Source organism: Pseudoalteromonas sp. ESRF-bin5, assembly GCF_002632075.1.
Classification (GTDB): domain Bacteria; phylum Pseudomonadota; class Gammaproteobacteria; order Enterobacterales; family Alteromonadaceae; genus Pseudoalteromonas; species Pseudoalteromonas marina.
In genome coordinates this window covers 1-19,864 of sequence record NZ_NTLW01000173.1, presented here as the reverse complement: position 1 = coordinate 19,864, position 19,864 = coordinate 1, and the positions used below count along the sequence as shown (strand labels likewise).

The window sequence follows — 19,864 nt, the reverse complement described above, 5'->3', positions numbered from 1 at the left end:
TATGCGTTAACATTTATTGTAAAAAAAATATCACTACCCAATATTGATGCAGCACTTGAAGTTGATCATCAAGACAACATAGGTATTGCTTGTATTGAATTTGCTGTTTTTTGTGCAATAGGCTATTTACTAATTAGCATGTTTTCTATTTAACATTAAACACTTTTCGCTTGGGCTTACACAAAACTTGCTTACAAAACACTTTGCTTAATTGCACTGGGACATTATGCCATTTGAAGTTACTAACTATCTATTAATCGATATAGATAACGAATTTAGCAGAGCGTTTGCTGGTCACTATTTTAATAGTGCAAAGCGAGATGCCCCAAGTACCTTAGTCATTGCAGGTGCCAATACTCGCCAGTTAGTTAAAATGATGTTTGATGAACTCATTAAAGATTATTGTTATTGCGATTTTGAAAACGAAATTAGCGTTTCTGAGCTTGCCAGTTATTTGCATGAACATCACGACATTAAAGGTGTATTGTTTAATCAAACCGATTATTTACTGGCTGATGAAAAACAACGTTTTATTTATAACTCACTGCATGAAAAACGTTTTTTAGTCACTCAAGATGAAAGTGGTTTTGCTTTTAGCCCTGTAAAAGACGAAGGCTTTTCAAACCACCTATCTTGTCACACCGACATAGCTGATACATCAGTCGATATAATTGAGTTAACAGAGTTACTTAATAAACAATAAACAATAAACAATAAATAATTGCACCTAGCTCGCAGCTTACTTAACATAGCGGTATATAACTTTATCGCCAACACATAAGTGAAATCACATGCGAGTTCCTCATATTTACCAAGCGTCTTCTATTACACTAAACACTCCCGTGTCACTCGATGACGATGCAGCTGGCCACATAGGCAGAGTACTTCGTATGAAAGTAGGCGAACATGTGTCTATTTTTAATGGTGAAGGTGGTGAATACCTAAGTGAAATTATAGAAGTGAGTAAAAAAAATGTAGTGGTTATGCCACAGCAATTTAATCCTCACGACGTAGAATCACCATTAAAAATTCACTTAGGCCAATGCGTATCGCGTGGTGATAAAATGGATTTTACAATTCAAAAGTCAGTTGAGTTAGGTATTACCGAAATCACCCCTATTTTTAGTCAGCGCTGTGGCGTAAAGCTCATTGGCGACCGCCTTGATAAAAAGCATCAACAATGGCAAAAAATAGCGATTGCGGCAGCCGAGCAGTCGGGGCGAAATTATGTACCGGTTGTTCACCCCCCTATAGACATAAAACAGTGGCTTGAGCAATCAACTAACGCGATAAAGCTCACGCTTCACCCTCGCGCAGAACACAGCATTAAAACCATTACTGTACCTAAAGATGGCGTTCGGTTTTTAGTCGGCCCAGAAGGCGGGTTTACTGACGAAGAAATGGCACAAACTAAACAACAAGAATTTGTTGATATTCGTTTAGGGCCACGTGTTTTACGAACTGAAACCGCCGCTTTAACGGTCTTAAGTGCATTACAGCTACAATTTGGTGATTTAGCTAATTGAAATAGCTAAAAACACCCTCATATCAAAGCTATTAGTAAACTCTAGTAGTAATTACACATAGATTAAGGCACAGCGCATGGCAATTAAATTAGGTATTATTTCAGATCCTATTAATGGGTTTAACATCAAAAAAGACACCGGCTTTGCAATGATGATGCAGGCGCAAGAGCGTGGCTACGAAATTTACTATATGGAGATGGATGATTTATCACTTCGTAAAGGTAAATCGTATGCCACCGCTGCCAAAGCGCGTGTATTTAACAACGAAGAAAAATGGTACGAACTGGAAGAAAAAAACACCATTGCCCTTGCCGATCTTGATGTAATTTTAATGCGTAAAGATCCGCCGTTTGACACTGAATACATATACGCGACGTACCTTTTAGAGCGCGCTGAAGATGAAGGCACGTTAATTATTAATAAACCACAAAGCTTGCGTGATGCTAACGAAAAGCTGTTTACTGCATGGTTTAGCGAACACACGCCAGATACCTTAGTTACGCGCAGCCAAAAACAAATTCGTGAATTTTTAGCTGAGCATAAAGACATTATTTTAAAGCCACTTGACGGTATGGGCGGCGCGTCTATTTTTCGTGTAAAAGAAGATGATGCAAACATAGGTGTTATTTGCGAAACTCTGACCGAACACGGCAGCCGTTATGCCATGGTACAAAATTATGTTCCTGCTATTACACAAGGCGATAAACGCGTTCTTGTGGTTGACGGCGAAGTCATTCCCTACTGCTTAGCGCGTATTCCACAAAACGGTGAAACTCGCGGAAATCTAGCCGCAGGCGGTCGTGGTGAAGCTCGCCCATTGAGCGAGTCAGATATAAGAATTGCACAGGCCGTTGCGCCCACTCTTAAAGAAAAAGGTCTTGTATTTGTTGGCCTTGATATTATTGGCGACAAGCTAACCGAAATTAATGTAACAGCACCTACGTGTGTACGTGAAATTGAAGCCGCGTATGATATATCAATCACAGGTATTCTTTTTGATGCTATTGAGAGAAAATTAGCTAAATAGTCTAGCCTCAGGTTAAATAAGTTAAATTGGCTTAACGCAATGCGTTTAACGTTTAAATATTAATGCAGCACTTGCTGTATTAATATTTTAATAAAATCAGTTAACTTATTTAGTTATAAAATACAGGGTTGTGCCATACTCAAAATTCATTAACTGAAAGGGTGAAATCTATGCAGTCATTAGAAAATCATTTTTTAATCGCCATGCCGTCAATGCAAGACCCTTTTTTTAAACGTGCTGTTACGTATATTTGCGAGCACAATGAAGATGGGGCAATGGGATTGGTGATAAACCAACCCATCAACGTAACCGTTGGTGAGCTACTTGATAAAATAGAAATCGATAACGACAAAACCCAGCAAGCAGCTAAAGTGGCTGTGTTTGCAGGTGGTCCAGTTAAAACAGATAGAGGTTTTGTGCTTCACTCCCCTAAGCTCGGGTATACCTCAAGCCAAAAGCTCAGTAGTGATATTATGATCACCACCTCTAAAGACGTGTTAGCAAGTTTAACGACAGCACATGCCCCTGAGCAGTTTATTATCACCTTAGGGTATGCAGGTTGGGAACAAGGCCAATTAGAACAAGAACTGCTTGATAACAGCTGGCTAATTATAGAAGCAGATCCGGCCATTATTTTTAACACGCCCGCTGAAAAACGATGGGAAAAAGCCGTTTCAATGCTTGGCTTTGATATAGGCCAACTAAGCCCTGAAGCCGGGCATGCTTAAATATCCCCTTTCTAAATTAAGTTCATAATATAAATTCACTTGGAAATAGATACGCTATTACAAGTGAATTTTTTTATGTAAACCTTTAACATAACGGCTTGAAAAGCAGCCTAAGTAAAACATTATCAATGACAAAAAGAACATTTAAGCCACAAGGCGAGCGCACCGTAATGGGATTTGATTTTGGCACTAAAAGTATTGGTATTGCCGTAGGGCAAGAACTCACCGGCAGCGCATCAAGCCTTAAGGCCGTAAAAGCGCAAGATGGTATTCCAAGCTGGGATCATATCGCAGTACAAGTAAACGAATGGCAACCAGATTTAATGGTGGTCGGTTTACCGCTTAATATGGATGGCACTTCACAAGAGGTGACATTCAAAGCTAAAAAGTTTGCTAACAGGTTACATAATCACTATGGCATTCCTGTACAAACACAAGATGAGCGCCTAACAACTGCTGACGCAAAAGCCCGTTTATTTGAGCAAGGTGGTTATAAAAATTTAGGTAAAGGAAATGTAGATAATATGTCTGCGGTAATTATTTTAGAAAGTTTTTTTGAATCATTTTACGGTGAGTAACGCTGTAATTAGGTGTGTTAAATACTAAAAAAGCGCGGCTGGAAAGTCGCGCTTTTTTAAAAACAATAACTAATTAGTTATCGTCATCCCCCATTCCATCAATAGTGACACCTTGTAAAAAGCCCGCACCTTGTTGTTCGTTATTGCGCAGTTTAATCATCAAGCGTAAGTCATTTGGTGAGTCAGCATGATGCAATGCATCTGCATAGTTAATACGTTGCTGCCTGTATAACTCAAAAAGGGCTTGGTCAAAGGTTTGCATGCCCATATCGTTAGATTTAGCCATAGCCTCTTTAATGCCGCCAATATCGCCGTTTTTAATCAGCTCTGCCACCATAGGTGAATTAAGTAATATCTCTATTGCGGCAACGCGTCCTTCGCCATCTGAGGTAGGTATTAATTGTTGAGCTACAATGGCACGTAAGTTAAGTGCTAAATCGTATTTAAGCTTGTCATGCTTTTCTTTTGGTACCAAATGCATAATACGGTCAATGGCTTGGTTGGCATTGTTGGCATGCAGTGTAGCCACACATAAATGCCCTGTTTCAGCAAAGCTTAATGCGTATTCCATGGTTTCTTGCGAGCGTATTTCACCAATTAAAATAACATCAGGAGCTTGACGTAATGAGCTTTTAAGCGCCGACTCAAAACTATCTGTATCGAGCCCTACTTCGCGTTGGGTAATAATACTTTTGCGGTGCTCATGAACAAACTCAATAGGATCTTCAATTGTTAAAATATGACCTCGTTGGTTTCGGTTTCTGTAGCCAATCAGGGCTGCTAATGAGGTCGACTTACCGGTTCCTGTTCCACCAACAAACAAAACTAAACCGCGCTTAGCCATAATGACGTCGGTGAGTGTCGAGGGTAGGCCCAAATCACTGATATCAGGGATCTGTGTCACAATTCGGCGAATAACCATACCTGCTCTATCGCGCTGCCAAAACGCAGAAATACGAAAACGCCCTTCGTCGGTTGCAATAGCAAAGTTACATTCTTTAGTAGCATGAAACTCCGCTTTTTGCTTTTCGCTCATCGCAGACTCAACCAACTGCAGAGACTCTTCGTCAGTGAGTTTGTCATCGTCCAATTGAATTAGTTCACCGTTTATTTTTGCACTAACAGGTAAACGGCTAGATACAAATAAATCAGAGCCTTTTTTCTCAATCATAGTGATTAAGTAACGGTTTAAAGATAAAGTCATTCTAATTCCTTAACCACCAAATTGTGTTTTGTCTTGCGCTTTAGCTTGCGCTGCGGTGTTGGTCACAATGCCTCGGTTAACTAAGTTTGTTAAACATTGATCCATTGTTTGCATACCAATTGAGGCGCCAGTTTGAATAGACGAGTACATTTGTGCAATTTTGTCTTCACGAATTAAGTTACGTATGGCGGGTACACCAATCATAATTTCATGAGCTGCCACTCGCCCACCACCAATTTTTTTAAGGAGCGTTTGTGAAATAACCGCACGCAATGACTCAGACAACATAGAGCGTACCATTGCTTTTTCTTCACCAGGGAATACATCAATAATACGGTCAATGGTTTTGGGCGCTGAGGTTGTATGCAACGTACCAAACACTAAATGACCGGTTTCAGCAGCGGTCATCGCTAGGCGAATAGTTTCTAAATCACGCAGCTCACCCACTAATATAACATCGGGGTCTTCACGCAGCGCACTACGTAGTGCGTTTGAAAAACTGTGTGTATCACGATGAACTTCACGTTGGTTAACTAAGCTTAACTTGTTATCGTGAACAAATTCGATTGGATCTTCAATCGTTAAAATATGGTGATGCTTATTTTGATTTATGTAATCAACCATGGCCGCAAGTGTTGTTGATTTACCCGACCCTGTTGGCCCGGTAACAAGGACTAACCCACGCGGGTTGTCTGATATTGTTTTAAAAATATCTGGCGCGCCTAAATCATCAAGTGTTAATACTTCACTCGGTATAGTACGAAATACTGCCGCGGGACCGCGGTTTGAATTAAAGGCATTAACACGAAAGCGAGCAAGATTAGGAACCTCAAACGAAAAATCCACCTCAAGGTTTTGTTCGTAATCTTTGCGCTGAGTATCGTTCATAATATCGTAAACTAAACTGTTTACGTCTTTATCTGCAAGGGCTGGTATATTAATGCGGCGAACATCACCATCTACGCGTATCATAGGTGAAACACCCGACGATAAATGTAAATCGGATGCATTGTGTTGCACACTAAACGCTAATAATTCGGTAATATCCATTTATGACTCCACAACTGGCTGATAATTATATGGTTACAATAGCAGAACGACTCACTTGCGCCTACGCAAGAATTTCAAACGCGGCAAAAAACACGCACAGAAGCAAAGATGAAATAACCTTACTGGCGGTGTCTAAAACCAAACCTAGCGACGATATAGTTGCTGCCTACAATTATGGCCAACGCCAGTTTGGTGAGTCTTATGTTCAAGAAGCTGTAGATAAAATAGCTCAACTGCACACATATAGCGATATCATTTGGCATTTCATTGGCCCTATCCAGTCAAATAAAAGTGCTTTAGTGGCAGAAAATTTTGATTGGGTACAAAGCGTTGATCGAATCAAAATAGCCAAGCGCCTCAACGCTCAGCGCCCAACCAGTAAACCACCACTTAATGTACTTATTCAGGTAAATATTAGCGCCGAGGAGGCAAAGTCGGGCTGTCATCCCGATGACATCGCAAATCTTGCTGAGTTTATTAGCCAATGTGATCAGTTAAGATTACGTGGTTTGATGGCTATTCCTGCAAAAAGTGACGATCCAACGACACAAACTCAATATTTTGAGCAATTACAAACTTGCTTTGATAAACTAAAGGCCCAATATCCACAGTTAGACACTCTATCTATGGGTATGAGTAATGACGTTGAAGCCGCAATTAGTGCAGGCTCAACTATGGTGAGGATCGGAACAGACATTTTTGGAACACGAACTTAAAAGGTAAAAACAGATTTATGTCAGATAAAAAAATCGCATTTATAGGCACAGGTAACATGAGCTACGCTATTATTGGTGGCATGGTAAAAAACGGCTTTGACGCAAACAACATCATTGCGACTAACCGCAACCAAGAAAAGCTTGCAAAGGTAGCAGCCGATTTCAAGGTGCAAACCACCAGTGACAATAACGAAGCCCTACGCGATGCTGATGTAATTGTTTTGTCTGTAAAGCCGCAAATGATGGGCGATTTATGTAAATCGTTTCAAGAGTCTGGCATCGATTTCAGTAATAAACTATTTATCTCAGTAGCTGCTGGTTTAACAGTAAGCCGCTTGCGCGAAATGTTAGGGCAAGATGTAAAAATTGTACGTTGCATGCCTAATACGCCGTCTTTATTAGGGCGTGGCGTCTCTGGCTTATTTGGCGCTGGCGAAACGCAGCAAGAACATGAATTTGTTCAACAAGTATTTGAGTGCACAGGTATTGTGGTGTGGGTCGAACAAGAAGCGCAAATTAACGATATCATTGCAGTAACAGGTTCATCACCAGCTTACTTTTTCTTATTTATGGAAGCCATTGAAGAAAAAGCAAAAGCGCTTGGCTTTAATGATGAAGATGCTCGTCGTTTAGTACAACAAACAGCACTTGGCGCAGCAGAAATGGCATTAAGCCAACCAGAAATTAGCATTTCTCAGCTACGCGCAAACGTAACATCTAAAGGCGGTACTACACATGCCGCAGTTGAGCATTTAAAAGACGAAGGCTTAACTAAAACCGTTGGCGATGCGATGGATGCGTGTATTGCTCGCGCGATGCAAATGGAAAAAGAACTTTAAAACTACTTTATTATTAAAGGTTACACTATGAATGCCATGCAATTTTTGATCAGTACTCTGTTTGATTTGTTTTTAATGGTGGTACTACTGCGTTTTTGGCTACAGTGGGCAAAAGCCGATTTTTACAACCCAATGAGCCAATTTGTGGTTAAAGCAACGTCGTTTGCAGTCAACCCTTTACGTAAAATTATACCCGGGTTAGGTGGGCTTGATCTAGCCTCACTATTGCTGGCATTTATTGTAGCTATTGCCAAAATTAGTACTTTAATGTTGGTAATTTACGGCGCATGGGCTGCGCAACCCGTGTTTATTCAAGCTCTAATTACCGTAATAAAAGAAGGCTTAAACTTAGTATTTTGGGTATTAATTATCCGCGCAATTCTCAGCTGGGTAAGCCAAGGCTACAACCCTATTGAAGCGGTTTTCCACCAGCTTACTGAGCCAATGCTCAAGCCACTTCGTAAAATTATTCCACCAATGGGTGGGTTAGATTTATCAGTACTTGTATTAATTATTGGTATTCAGTTTTTGCAAATGCTGTTAATGGACTTTTTAGCTTAAGCTTTTGTTTTAAGTAAAAGAGGCCTTATGGCCTCTTTTTTATATTTTTGGAGTGAACAATGAATCGATTAATTAAATTTTGTTTTATTGCTTGTTTAACATTCGCATTTAACGCACACAGCGAACAAACATTGGGCGGGCAATATAAAGAACTTGGCCCGTGGCAAGTACATTACATTGCTTTTCCATCAACCTTTATTCAGCCACAAATTGCCAAGGCTTATGGGCTTGAGCGCAGTGGATATAAAGGGATTGTTAATATTTCTGTGTTAAAAAACAATACAGGCAATACAGCTCAAAAGGCCAAGTTATCTGGCACAGCCAGAAACCTACTTGGCAACAAACAAACGCTTAACTTTAAAGAAGTAATTGAAGGCGAGTCGATTTATTACCTTGCCCAAGTCGATTTTACAAACGAAGAAATACTGCGCTTTGAAATTGAAATACAGCAAAGTAATCAATTTCAAACACTGCAATTTCAGCAAAAATTTTACGTAGATAAATAATATTATGAACAAAACTTTAGTCCTTGCCACGGGTAACCCTGGCAAAGTAAGTGAGCTGGCCAACATGTTAAGCCCACTTAATATTAATGTAGTTCCACAAAGTGATTTTAACGTTGGCGAAGTAGCCGAAACAGGTACTACCTTTGTTGAAAATGCTATTATTAAAGCCCGTCATGCAGCTAAAATTACGGGTATGCCAGCCATAGCTGATGATTCCGGCTTAGAGGTTGATGGTTTAAATGGTGCACCGGGGGTTTACTCTGCTCGCTTTGCTGGTGAGAGCGCAAGCGATCAAGACAACATAGATAAACTACTTAATGATTTAGGTAATAACCCAAATCGTAAAGCGCGTTTTTGGTGTGTATTAGTATTAATGCGCCACGCCGATGACCCTACCCCGCTTATTTGCAGCGCAAGCTGGGAAGGCGAAATTACACAAACCCAACATGGCGAAGGCGGGTTTGGTTACGACCCGGTATTTTTTGTTGAAGAGCAAAACTGTACCAGCGCCGAGTTAACCAAAGAGCAAAAAAATGCTGTGAGCCATCGCGGTCAAGCACTACAAGCTTTGCTAAATGAGCTACAACTAAAAGGCGGCCTGTGACTCTTCCTCCTCTAAGTTTATATGTGCACGTACCTTGGTGCGTTCAAAAATGTCCTTACTGCGACTTTAATAGCCATGGACAAAAAGGCGACATACCAGAAGCCGAATATGTTCAGCATTTAATAGACGATTTAAAAGCCGATTTACACTTAGTTGAAGGGCGAAAAATTCACAGTATATTTATTGGTGGCGGTACCCCAAGTTTATTGACCGGTGATGCTTATACACGCCTACTAAACGAAGTAGATAGCCTTATAGGCCTTGCCGATAACTGTGAAGTAACCCTCGAAGCAAACCCAGGCACAGTAGAAACGGGCCGATTTAAAGAGTATGTAAAAGCAGGTATAAACCGCATTTCAATTGGCATACAAAGCCTGCAAAGCGACAAGTTAAAAGCGCTTGGCCGCATTCATGGTGCTAACGAGGCGACCCATGCAGCAGAGCAAGCCAAGGAGGCTGGTTTAAATAGCTTTAATCTTGATTTAATGCACGGCTTACCAGGGCAAACCCTAGACGATGCATTAAGTGATTTAAAGCAAATTATTGCCCTCGATCCGCCACATATTTCGTGGTACCAACTTACCATAGAGCCTAATACTCAGTTTGCATCTAAACCGCCAACACTTCCTCAAGATGAAACTCTGTGGGATATTCAAGAACAAGGCCAAGCACTACTTGCAGAAGCAGGTTATATACAATACGAAATTTCAGGGTATGCAAAACCGGGCTATCAATGCCAACATAACTTAAATTATTGGCGGTTTGGCGATTATCTGGGGATTGGCTGTGGTGCTCATGGTAAGGTTACCAATGCAAAAACCGGCATAATTACCCGAACTGAAAAGGTCAAACATCCCCGTGGCTACATGGATATGGTAAAGCCTTATTTGTATAAAAGCTGGCACGTTGAGCAAGACGATTTAGCTTTCGAGTTTTTTATGAATCGCTTTCGCCTTGTCGAACCATGCCCGATTGAAGACTACAGTGCGCTAACTAATCAGCCATTGCAAAGCCAACAAGCAGCTTTAAATAAAGCCATAAACACCGGTTTATTAATAGAAAAAGACGGTCACTGGCAAGTGAGCCTTAAAGGGCATCGCTTTTTAAATGACCTGCTAGAATTGTTCGTATAATGCATTGGGCGTTATACGTCATGTAAGCGAATACATGAAAAATTAAAATACCCTAATGGGTTTCTAACAACAAAAGGGAAAACAATGCGTAAACTTACCTTTATTGCAGCAGCTGTGAGTGTTGCACTCCTTGCTGGTTGCCAACAAGCACCACAACAATCTGTAACCACCCCAATTGTACAAGCGCAACCTGTACAAAGCGAAATTGACAAAGCCAATGCGTTTTTTGAAGATACCTTTAACCGTGATGTGATGAGCAGCCCGGTTTACCAAACTTACATGGGTATTAAAAAAGATTACGATAAGTGGGATGACGGCAGCGAAGAGCAAAAACTCAAAGACCTCGCTGAAACTAAAGCCGACTTAGTTGCCCTAAACGCGATTAACCGCGACCTGCTAGACGATGCAACTAAAGTAAGCTACGACTTAAAAAAACAAGACTTAGAAAGCTCAATTGCTGACTTTAAATGGCGTTACCACAACTACCCTGTAAACCAAATGTTTGGTACACACTCTATGGTGCCTGCATTTTTAATAAATCAGCATTCAATTAGTAATGTTAAAGAAGCAAAAGACTACATTTCGCGTTTAAATGGGGTGCCTACGGTATTTGACCAATTGGTAACTGATTTAGAAACACGAGCAGACAAAGGCATTATTGCGCCTAAGTTTGTGTTTCCACATGTTATTGATTCAAGCAAAAACATTATTCAAGGTGCACCATTTGAAAAAGGTGACGATTCAACACTTTTAGCAGACTTTAAACGCAAAGTAACGGCACTTGAAATCAGCCAAGACGAGAAAGATGCACTTATCAATGAGGCAACTGACGCGTTAAAATCGGCAGTTAAACCAGCTTACTCAAAGCTTATTAACTACCTAGCACAACTTGAAAAACGTGCTGACGACCGTGATGGTGCTTGGAAATTACCTGAAGGTAATACCTTTTACAATAATGCACTTAAACGCACAACCACCACTGATTTAACTGCAAAAGAAATTCATGCAATTGGCCTATCAGAAGTAAGCCGTATACATGACGAAATGCGTGAAATTAAAGATAAAGTAGGCTTTAAAGGCGACTTAAAAGCGTTTATGCAGTTTATGAAAACTGATAAGCAATTTTACTACCCAAATACAGCAGAGGGTAAACAGCGCTACCTTGACGAAGCAACAGCTATGATCGACACAATGAAAGTGCGTCTTGATGAGCTATTTATTGTTAAGCCAAAAGCCGACCTTAAAGTAAAAGCAGTTGAAGCTTTCCGTGAAAAAGCGGCGGGTAAAGCATTTTACCAACAGCCTGCGCCAGATGGTTCACGCCCAGGTATTTACTACGCAAACCTTTACGACATGGAAGCGATGCCAACGTACCAAATGGAAGCACTGGCTTACCATGAAGGTATTCCGGGTCACCACATGCAAATAGCTATTTCGCAAGAACTAGAAGGTGTGCCTAAGTTCCGTAAATTTGGCGGCTACACAGCCTACATTGAAGGTTGGGGTTTATACTCTGAACTTGTACCTAAAGAAATGGGTATGTACTCAGACCCATACTCAGACTTTGGTCGTCTTTCTATGGAATTATGGCGCGCGTGCCGTTTAGTGGTTGATACCGGTATTCACGCAATGAAGTGGACTCGCCAAGAAGGGATTGATTACTACGTGAATAACACCCCTAATGCCACTTCTGACGGCGTTAAAATGGTTGAACGTCACATTGTAATGCCTTCGCAAGCAACGGCTTACAAAGTAGGTATGTTGAAAATTTTAGAACTACGTGAAGACGCTAAAAAGCAACTTGGCGACAAGTTTGATATTCGTCAATTCCACGATGTAGTGCTAAAAAATGGCCCAGTACCACTTAACGTACTAGAAAACTTTGTAAATGAATGGGTAGCAAGCAAAAAAGCTTAATCCCAATTTATAAAGCTCACTAAAAGGTCGCTTATGCGGCCTTTTTTGTATTTTGTACCAATTGGCAATAATAGGTTAAGCTAAACAAAAAGGTATTTAAGAGGCGCAAAAATTATGGAGTTATGCATACAGTTACTTAACGCACGTATTTCAAAGCATCAATTAAATGAACTTGATAATGACTTTAAGCAGTTAAACCAATCACAACAAACACAGCAGCTTAATCATCTATACGAAAGCGCTTTGCGTATGAGTATTAAGTACGATTTTATGCAAAATGTAGCAACACGTATTTTAGCAAGCAATACCCCACCTGCACCTTTTATTAATCAGTTAACAACCACAGATGCCTTGACGTTTTTTACTCCTGCGCTTAGAGAAAATAAGGGCTTCTTGGCACAAGATACCCAAGGCAATAATGTGTTACACACTGTATTTAAACACGCTAATGCCCAAAAGCTGGCATTTAACTATATACGCTCATTAATGTTATTTGAGTCTAACGATGACTTAGTAAAAGCGCTTGCCCAACCCAATGCTCGTGGCTTAACACCTGTTGCTTGTTATATTGCGTATGCAAATAAACCAAGCACGCCGGTTAAGCATGAATTTTCAGCACTGTTAGCCTTGATGGAAATAGAACAAAAACAAAACCCAACAGCTAAACAGCACTTGGTAAATATATTAAAAGGAACAGATCTTAACGAAACCAGTATTTTACTTAGTGCTGCATACCTGCAACGTTCAACCGCGCAAGTTGCACATTTAGTTAAAGCGGTTTAGGACGTGAGAACCTTGATAGATTAAGCGTTGGCTAATCGAGTAACTATTTTACCAAGGTACCAAATTTGTAACCTAATGAGTTACATAAATACTAAACACACCGCTATAAATTTAACCTAGAATAATAAATAGATCCTAGTCGTTTAAGTAGTATTCAACAGTGGTTACTACTCTTACGTTTTTTATTTGTGGTGTATTTGAATCGCGATTAGTAATACTAAACTGCCCTTGGCGAGCTGTTTTTATTTTTCCTAGTTTTGAATTGGAATCCCTAGCAAACTTGTTAGCTACTTCGCGGGCTTTTTCAGTTGCTTGTTGAACCATGGCCGGTTTCACATCGTTTAGCCCTGTAAAAATATACTCAACACGTGTTTCGTAACTATCTTGTACTATGGCAATATTTTGTTTAGCTAATTGGCTTACTTTGCTCAGCGCATTTTGCACCTTGTCTACAGCGCTAGAATAAACGGTCATATTTGAACGAACAATGTACCTAAATTGCTGGTTTTCATTGCCGTACTCGCGCGCCTGTTTATCAACAATAGATTGGCTACCAAGTGATATTTCGGCGTCATCAAAACCATGCAGTTTTAAAAATGCGATCACGGCAGCGTTTTTTTTCTCAACCCTATTTACCAACTTTTCAAGGTCGTTATCTGCATCGCTAAATTGCAAAGGCCATATAACAGTATCGGCAATCACCTCTTGCTCTGCTAATCCTTTAACTTGTACTGTACGCTCCATTTCTTTTACATTTAGTGCTGCACTTTTTAAAATAAACCCTAAGCTAATTAAGCCTAGGCTTAAAAAAATAGCCGCCAGCACAGTGTGAAAACCAGGTGTTTTAATCACAGTAAACTCCTTGATTGATATCAATAATACGTATCTATAAACTCGAAATAACCTGTTAAACAGGGTACATTGAGACAATGTATAACGCAAAATTTTAAAGCTAAGGAAACGCAATGAGCCTAAAGCGAATTAGTCAGTTTTTTAATCCAAGCTCAGTGGCAGTGATAGGCGCGTCAAATAATGCCTCTCGTGCCGGTTTTGTCGTTATGCGTAATTTATTACAAGGCGGTTTTAAAGGACCAATCATGCCTGTAACGCCAAGCTATAGCGCTGTTCATGGCGTACTTGCATACCCGTGTATTAATGATCTACCTAAAGTGCCTGATCTTGCCGTTATTTGTACCAATAAAAATACCCTGTTCGACATTATTAGCCAACTAGGCGAGCTGGGCTGTAAAAGCGCTATTATTATTGCCGATGGCTTAACGAACGATCAAAAAAGTGCGCTAAAAGCATGCGCCCATAAACACAACGTTACTTTATTAGGCCCTAATAGCTTGGGGCTATTAATTCCCCATATTGGGTTAAATGCCAGCTTTTCTCATACAGTGGCAAGCCCAGGTAAAATTGCCTTTGTGTCGCAATCTGCAGCAGTTTGTTCAACCATATTAGATTGGGCTAAAAATAAGGATATTGGCTTTTCGTACTTTGTTTCTGTGGGAGGGTGTTTAGATATTGATTTTGATGAGCTGCTCGACTTTTTAGGTCGTGATTCAAAAACTAAAGCTATTTTACTTTATATTGATAACATTGAAGACATTCGTGGCTTTATTTCGGCCGCAAGAGCGGCTGCATTTAGTAAACCTGTTATTGCCATAAAAACTGGAAAGACAAATGCTGGCGCTCTTGCGGCAGAGATCCATTCCGGTGGAAAACAAAGCTCTGATGCCGTATACGATGCCTTATTTCAACGTGCGGGTATGCTGCGCGTTAACGACCTACGAGAGCTATTTGCTGCAACACAAACGCTCGCCATGCACCCAAAATTATTGCAAGTTGAACAGCTCACTATTTTAACAAATGGAGGAGGCCCGGGTGTTATGGCGGTCGATGAGCTAATTCAACGATCTGGGAAATTAGCGGCGCTTAGTAGTGAAACACGCAGTGCGCTTAATCACGTTATTCCCCGCTCGGAAGCAACCTCCAACCCGATTGATATTTTTGGTGACTCGGCACCAGCGCGTTACAAACAAGCATTAGAAATATTATTGCATGCAAAAGAAGTAAAAAACTTATTGATAATACACACCCCATCGGCACTGGCTCCAAGTGAAGACTATGCCAATGTAATTGTTCAAGCGCTACAAACGTTGCCCAAAATGGCTCGCCCTTATGTGTTTACCAACTTTATGGGTGAAGATGCTTCATTCGCAGCCAGAAAAATATGCGCTAATAATGCAATTCCTACTTATCGAACACCTGAAGGCGCTGTCGGTGCGTTTATGCACTTGGTATCGTATCGTCGAAACCAAAAACATTTAACGCAAACGCCAGAGTCTAACACTGACGATGCAAAAATAAACAAAGCTGCTGCCACAAGGTTAATAACTGAATATTTAGATGAAGAACAAACCTATCTACCCACTCACAATGCAAGCCAAGTACTAAGCCACTATGGTGTTGAATGTATTGAAACTAAAGTGGCGTACACACCTACTGAAGCAAAAGAACAAGCAATAGAGCTTGGTTTTCCCGTTGCGCTTAAGCTTATAAGCCCAAGTATTGCTTCTAAGTCTGAAGTCGGCGGCGTGGTTTTAAATCTAAACGATGCCAATGAAGTTGAGCAAACCGCATTTGCGATGCTTATTCGTATTAAAAACACTTATCCGGATGCCACTATTGATGGGTTTTCACTCCAAAAAATGGCACCGCGTGCAGGTGCAAACGAGCTGCGGATTGCAATTAAAACAGAGCCTAATTTTGGCCCCGTTATTTTACTTGGTGAGGCAGGTACAGGGCTTGAGTACGCTCAAGCCGCAGTAGCCCTCCCTCCCCTTAATATGAACTTGGCTAAATACTTAATTGCTGCCGCACATGATAAAGGCGTATTAAAAGATCGCATTTTACCTGAAAAGGTCGACAAATATCGTTTATGTGCGTTGCTCACGCGTATTTCACAGCTCGTTGTGGATCAACCCGATATTAGCGCAATGGAACTTAACCCAATACTTGCAAGTAACGGGCAATTTTTAGTACTTGATGCCACCATAACGCTAAATCGATATCAGTCAAAAAGTAACCGCAAACGGTTATGTATTCGCCCCTACCCTATAGATCTTGTAGAAATAGTAACGCTAAAAAATAATACTCAAGCAACGCTTAGGCCAATAAAACCTGAAGATGAACAAGCCCACAAGGCATTTGATCAATCACTCAATAAAGAAGATCGTTACAAACGCTTTTTTGGCGAGTTACCTCAATTTAACCACGATCAACTCGCTAAAATGACTCAAATTGATTACGACCGAGAAATGGCGTTTATTGTTTGCCAACGCTTAGAGGGAAAAACACGTACCTTAGGGGTGTCGCGTGTGATTATGGATCCCGACAACGTGCATGCTGAGTTTGCTATTGTGGTTCGTTCTGACTGCCAGGGCTTAGGGCTAGGTCGAATTTTAATGAATGCTGCAATTAACCATTGTAAACGCCAAGGCGTTGAATGGATTGAAGGTATAACACTACCAGAAAACACAGGTATGATTGAACTTGCCCGCAAGTTGGGCTTTAAAGTAAGCCGCGATTTTGAAGAAGGCAGCATTAACATGGTGCTCAACACAAAATAAACTCAGCCCAATAACTTACGTTATGTTCAGAGCGCCTAAAACCAGTAAGGCGCTATAATATTGCAACTTAACGTGCACTGTGCTCAAAAGGACTAGTAACACCATTTTGATATTTATGACCGCTTATCTATGATCCGCATGTAGGTTACTACCAAAAATACCTTGCCAGTCACGTACTATGAGCGCTGGTACATCTTCACTTGGAACAGGCTTACTAAATAAATAGCCCTGAAAATGCTTGCACCCTAACGCGGTTAAAAACAGAAGCTGCTGCTGGCTTTCAACGCCCTCAGCCACACACTCTTTGCCTAAACTGTGTGCCAATGTGAGTGTTGATTCAATAATTGCCTCATCATCAGAATCAATACCGATGTCTTGCACAAAACTTCGATCAATCTTAAGCACATCTATAGGAAAACGCTTTAAATAAGTCAGCGATGCATAGCCGGTACCAAAGTCGTCCATATAGAGTTTACAGCCTAACTCTTTTAACTTTTTCATACTTTGCAGTGCAAGGTTTGAGTCACGCATTAAAATAGATTCTGTTATTTCAAATACAATAGCCTCTGATGGCACGTTAGCATTAATAAGCGCTTTTTTAATCTCTGGCACAAGCTCTATAAATTCAAAATCTAATGCCGATAAGTTAATCGATAAATACAAATCAGGAGATGCTTTTCGCCATTCGTTAAGCTCATTCAATGCTCTGCCAAAGGTTTGTAGCATTATTTTAGTTATTAAACCAACACCTTCAGCCGCCAACGAAAACTCCTGTGTTTGGATTCGTTTATTTTCAGGCCAGCGAAGTAATACTTCAAAGCCTTCAGTTTGATGTGTGTGAGCATTTATAATAGGTTGGTAGTAATTACAAAACTCATGCTCTTGATAGGCTTTTGTTAACTGTGATTCTAAATGAAGGGCTTTTTGAACATGCTGATTCATTTCTTGTTTGTAAAATTGATAATTACTTTCAAGCGCACCTTTGGCATGATAGAGCGCAATGTTTGCCGCCTTCAGTAAGGCACCACTTTGTGTTGCATCATCAGGAGAAATAGCAACACCAATGCTTAAATTAATATTCACTACTTGGTCGTTAATACTTATATTTTGATTCACGCAATCCATAAGTTTGGTACAAATAAGTAATACCTCTTCTATTTGGTGAATATCTTCAACCAGGACCACGAATTCATCACCACCAAATCGTGCAATACTGTCTGATGTACGTAGTGAGCATTTTAATCGCTCTGCAACTTTTTTAATAAGTTCATCGGCGACTTCGTGGCCTAATGAATCATTAAAGTACTTAAAGCGCTTAATATTAATATGTAAAAGCGCAGCTTTGCATAAGTGCTTTTGGGCTTGCTCAAGGGCATGCTCAACCCTATCATTAAACAACGTACGATTTGGTAAGCCGGTTAACACATCAAAGTTAGCGAGTTGGTGCAGTTCACTCTCTGCAAGTTTTTGTGCGTGTATATCAGTTAAAATAATCACGTAGCTGCTTAAGCGTTGTTCTGTATCAGCAACCGCACTTATTTTAACTAGCACATGGCGCGACTCTCCATTGTGAAGGCGTACCATATCTTCACAAGAAAAATGCTCCCCTTCTGAGAGCTTTTTCATAATACGTAAGTAATCAACACGGCTTTTAGGCGACATACCTAAGTTTAACGCCCTGCTTGAAATGGGCTCTGCAGCAAAGTTAAAAGCGGTTTGAAGTGATTTATTAGAGGCACGAACATTAAAGTTTTTATCGAGAATAAAAACCCAATCACGAGTTTGTTCAAAAGCAGCAGTAAATAAGCGTGCGTGCTCTTCAAATACCATTTCACGGGTCATGTTAGTGTATGTACCCGCTACTTTTTGAGGCGTTTTCTCATCCCACTCAACCACTTTGCCAAAGTCTTTATACCAACGCCAATAGCCTTTGGCATGGCGTACACGGTATGTGCAGTTAAAGTAGCCTTTATCGGTCGACAAAAACTCTAACCACTCTAAACGAAATAGTTGTTTTTCTTGCGGATGTATTTTAGCCAAGTATTCATCAAGGCTTACAGTATCGTGTTTATAACCCAGCTCATTACTTAAACGAGGCTGATAAATACTTGGGTTACTTGACTGCCAATCCCATACGCCAGACTCACTGCCTTCAAGGGCAAGCTTTAAACGGGACTCACTGTCTTTACTTTCTTTATGCGCAGCCAATAAGATACGTTGAATTTTATTACGTCGCCTGACCCACATGGCAATAAAAAATAAAAATAAAGCGCCGTATAACACCATAAAATAAGGCGCACGCCAAAGTGGGTATTTAACCTTTATTTTTAATGTAGCTGGCTTGGTAAAAATTCCCGTTAAGGGGTCTTTAGCCCAAACTTTTAATGTATAATTACCTGGGTTTAACTTAGGAAATAGTACTCGGTTGTTATTTCTTGCGTAGGTTTTTTGCCCGTTATCAAGCTGGTACTCATAGATAATACGTTCTTGATTGCTAAAAGCCATTGCAGAAAAAGCCACTTCAAGACCAATGTCATCGTGGTTTAAAACGACTTCATTCAGAGGTTGCCTTAAATCGCGAGATAACTCTCGAGACATTAAATTTACCCGCGTTATATTTACATGCTCTATAAGCGGCTTATAACTTTGGTTTTCCATTGGATGAAAATACGTTATTCCTTTTAACCCCCCATATACAATGCGGCCATCGTTAAGCTGCGCCATTGCTGAGCTATTAAATTCAGCCGATAAAAGCCCCTCGGCTGTACTAAACTGCTGAAAGTGGAGCGTTTCTGGATTTAAACGCCAAATACCTTTATGGCTACTCATCCAAATCATACCGTCGTCGTCAAGCACCATACTATAAAGTAATGTACCTAGTTTATTCTTATCAAGATCAATAGTATGAAGGTGTTCATACGTTGATGAATCAATACCAATTAAGCCAAAGTTAGAAAGAGAGATCCACAACACGTTGTTATTATCAATTACGTATGAAAGCACACTAATTGCAACGTTTTCATGTTGTTTGGGTACTTTATAAATCATTTCTAACGC

Annotated in this window: 18 protein-coding genes and 1 pseudogene; 15 read left to right on the top strand and 4 right to left on the bottom strand. The window is 40.3% G+C overall.

Annotated elements, in window-relative coordinates:
• The 6 genes and pseudogenes from BCG07_RS19940 to ruvX all read left to right on the top strand — a co-directional run.
• Positions 1-153, top strand: a pseudogene (locus BCG07_RS19940) (DUF350 domain-containing protein); the annotation flags it as partial.
• Positions 154-226: 73 nt separating this feature from the next.
• Complete coding sequence (locus tag BCG07_RS10180; RefSeq protein ID WP_006793185.1) at positions 227-703, top strand: hypothetical protein; 477 nt, start codon at positions 227-229, stop codon at positions 701-703.
• A gap of 88 nt (positions 704-791) precedes the next feature.
• Entirely contained in the window at positions 792-1,526 is a 735-nt protein-coding gene (gene rsmE, locus BCG07_RS10175; protein WP_008132394.1) for a 16S rRNA (uracil(1498)-N(3))-methyltransferase, read from the top strand.
• Between the two features lie 76 nt (positions 1,527-1,602).
• Positions 1,603-2,553: a glutathione synthase gene (gene gshB, locus BCG07_RS10170; protein ID WP_286890021.1), complete on the top strand. Its 951-nt coding sequence runs from the start codon at positions 1,603-1,605 to the stop codon at positions 2,551-2,553.
• 170 nt (positions 2,554-2,723) lie between these two features.
• A complete protein-coding gene (locus BCG07_RS10165; RefSeq protein ID WP_008132397.1) occupies positions 2,724-3,281 on the top strand; it encodes a YqgE/AlgH family protein in 558 nt (185 codons plus the stop codon).
• A 128-nt stretch (positions 3,282-3,409) separates the two neighbouring features.
• Entirely contained in the window at positions 3,410-3,859 is a 450-nt protein-coding gene (gene ruvX, locus BCG07_RS10160) for a Holliday junction resolvase RuvX (protein ID WP_138739867.1), read from the top strand.
• Positions 3,860-3,932: 73 nt separating this feature from the next.
• Here ruvX and BCG07_RS10155 read toward each other — a convergent pair whose 3' ends face one another.
• Together BCG07_RS10155 and BCG07_RS10150 are read right to left on the bottom strand one after the other, a co-directional pair.
• The gene (locus BCG07_RS10155) at positions 3,933-5,063 is read right to left on the bottom strand and encodes a PilT/PilU family type 4a pilus ATPase (protein WP_138529105.1); all 1,131 of its coding nucleotides are present in this window, start codon (positions 5,061-5,063) and stop codon (positions 3,933-3,935) included.
• 9 nt (positions 5,064-5,072) lie between these two features.
• Positions 5,073-6,113 (bottom strand): type IV pilus twitching motility protein PilT, encoded by a 1,041-nt coding sequence (locus BCG07_RS10150; protein WP_006793191.1) that lies wholly within the window; start codon positions 6,111-6,113, stop codon positions 5,073-5,075.
• A 2-nt stretch (positions 6,114-6,115) separates the two neighbouring features.
• Between BCG07_RS10150 and BCG07_RS10145 the strand changes: the two genes are divergently transcribed.
• The 8 genes from BCG07_RS10145 to BCG07_RS10110 all read left to right on the top strand — a co-directional run bounded on the left by BCG07_RS10145 (position 6,116) and on the right by BCG07_RS10110 (position 13,172).
• Positions 6,116-6,829, top strand: coding sequence for a YggS family pyridoxal phosphate-dependent enzyme (locus BCG07_RS10145; RefSeq protein ID WP_008132401.1), 714 nt, complete (start codon positions 6,116-6,118; stop codon positions 6,827-6,829).
• Positions 6,830-6,846: 17 nt separating this feature from the next.
• Complete coding sequence (proC, locus tag BCG07_RS10140) at positions 6,847-7,668, top strand: pyrroline-5-carboxylate reductase (protein ID WP_006793193.1); 822 nt, start codon at positions 6,847-6,849, stop codon at positions 7,666-7,668.
• A 27-nt stretch (positions 7,669-7,695) separates the two neighbouring features.
• Entirely contained in the window at positions 7,696-8,229 is a 534-nt protein-coding gene (locus BCG07_RS10135) for a YggT family protein (RefSeq protein ID WP_006793194.1), read from the top strand.
• A gap of 59 nt (positions 8,230-8,288) precedes the next feature.
• Positions 8,289-8,735: a DUF4426 domain-containing protein gene (locus tag BCG07_RS10130; RefSeq protein WP_008132403.1), complete on the top strand. Its 447-nt coding sequence runs from the start codon at positions 8,289-8,291 to the stop codon at positions 8,733-8,735.
• A 4-nt stretch (positions 8,736-8,739) separates the two neighbouring features.
• Positions 8,740-9,339, top strand: coding sequence for an XTP/dITP diphosphatase (locus tag BCG07_RS10125; RefSeq protein ID WP_243531657.1), 600 nt, complete (start codon positions 8,740-8,742; stop codon positions 9,337-9,339).
• The gene (gene hemW / locus BCG07_RS10120; RefSeq protein ID WP_243531659.1) at positions 9,336-10,472 is read left to right on the top strand and encodes a radical SAM family heme chaperone HemW; all 1,137 of its coding nucleotides are present in this window, start codon (positions 9,336-9,338) and stop codon (positions 10,470-10,472) included. The genes BCG07_RS10125 and hemW overlap by 4 nt, the downstream gene beginning before the upstream one ends.
• Before the next feature lie 84 nt (positions 10,473-10,556).
• A complete protein-coding gene (locus BCG07_RS10115) occupies positions 10,557-12,389 on the top strand; it encodes a DUF885 domain-containing protein (protein ID WP_006793198.1) in 1,833 nt (610 codons plus the stop codon).
• A 114-nt stretch (positions 12,390-12,503) separates the two neighbouring features.
• Positions 12,504-13,172, top strand: coding sequence for a hypothetical protein (locus BCG07_RS10110; protein WP_243531661.1), 669 nt, complete (start codon positions 12,504-12,506; stop codon positions 13,170-13,172).
• Positions 13,173-13,307: 135 nt separating this feature from the next.
• Here the strand turns inward: BCG07_RS10110 and BCG07_RS10105 are convergent, their stop codons facing one another.
• Entirely contained in the window at positions 13,308-14,024 is a 717-nt protein-coding gene (locus tag BCG07_RS10105; protein WP_010556584.1) for an SIMPL domain-containing protein, read from the bottom strand.
• 113 nt (positions 14,025-14,137) lie between these two features.
• On the opposite strand from BCG07_RS10105, the gene BCG07_RS10100 reads away from it, so the two are divergent.
• Positions 14,138-16,807, top strand: a complete 2,670-nt coding sequence (locus tag BCG07_RS10100; protein ID WP_286890019.1) for a bifunctional acetate--CoA ligase family protein/GNAT family N-acetyltransferase — start codon at positions 14,138-14,140, stop codon at positions 16,805-16,807.
• A 123-nt stretch (positions 16,808-16,930) separates the two neighbouring features.
• On the opposite strand, the gene BCG07_RS10095 is transcribed toward BCG07_RS10100, so the two are convergent.
• Positions 16,931-19,864: EAL domain-containing protein (locus tag BCG07_RS10095; RefSeq protein ID WP_286890018.1), on the bottom strand; the 2,934-nt coding region annotated here is incomplete at its 5' end.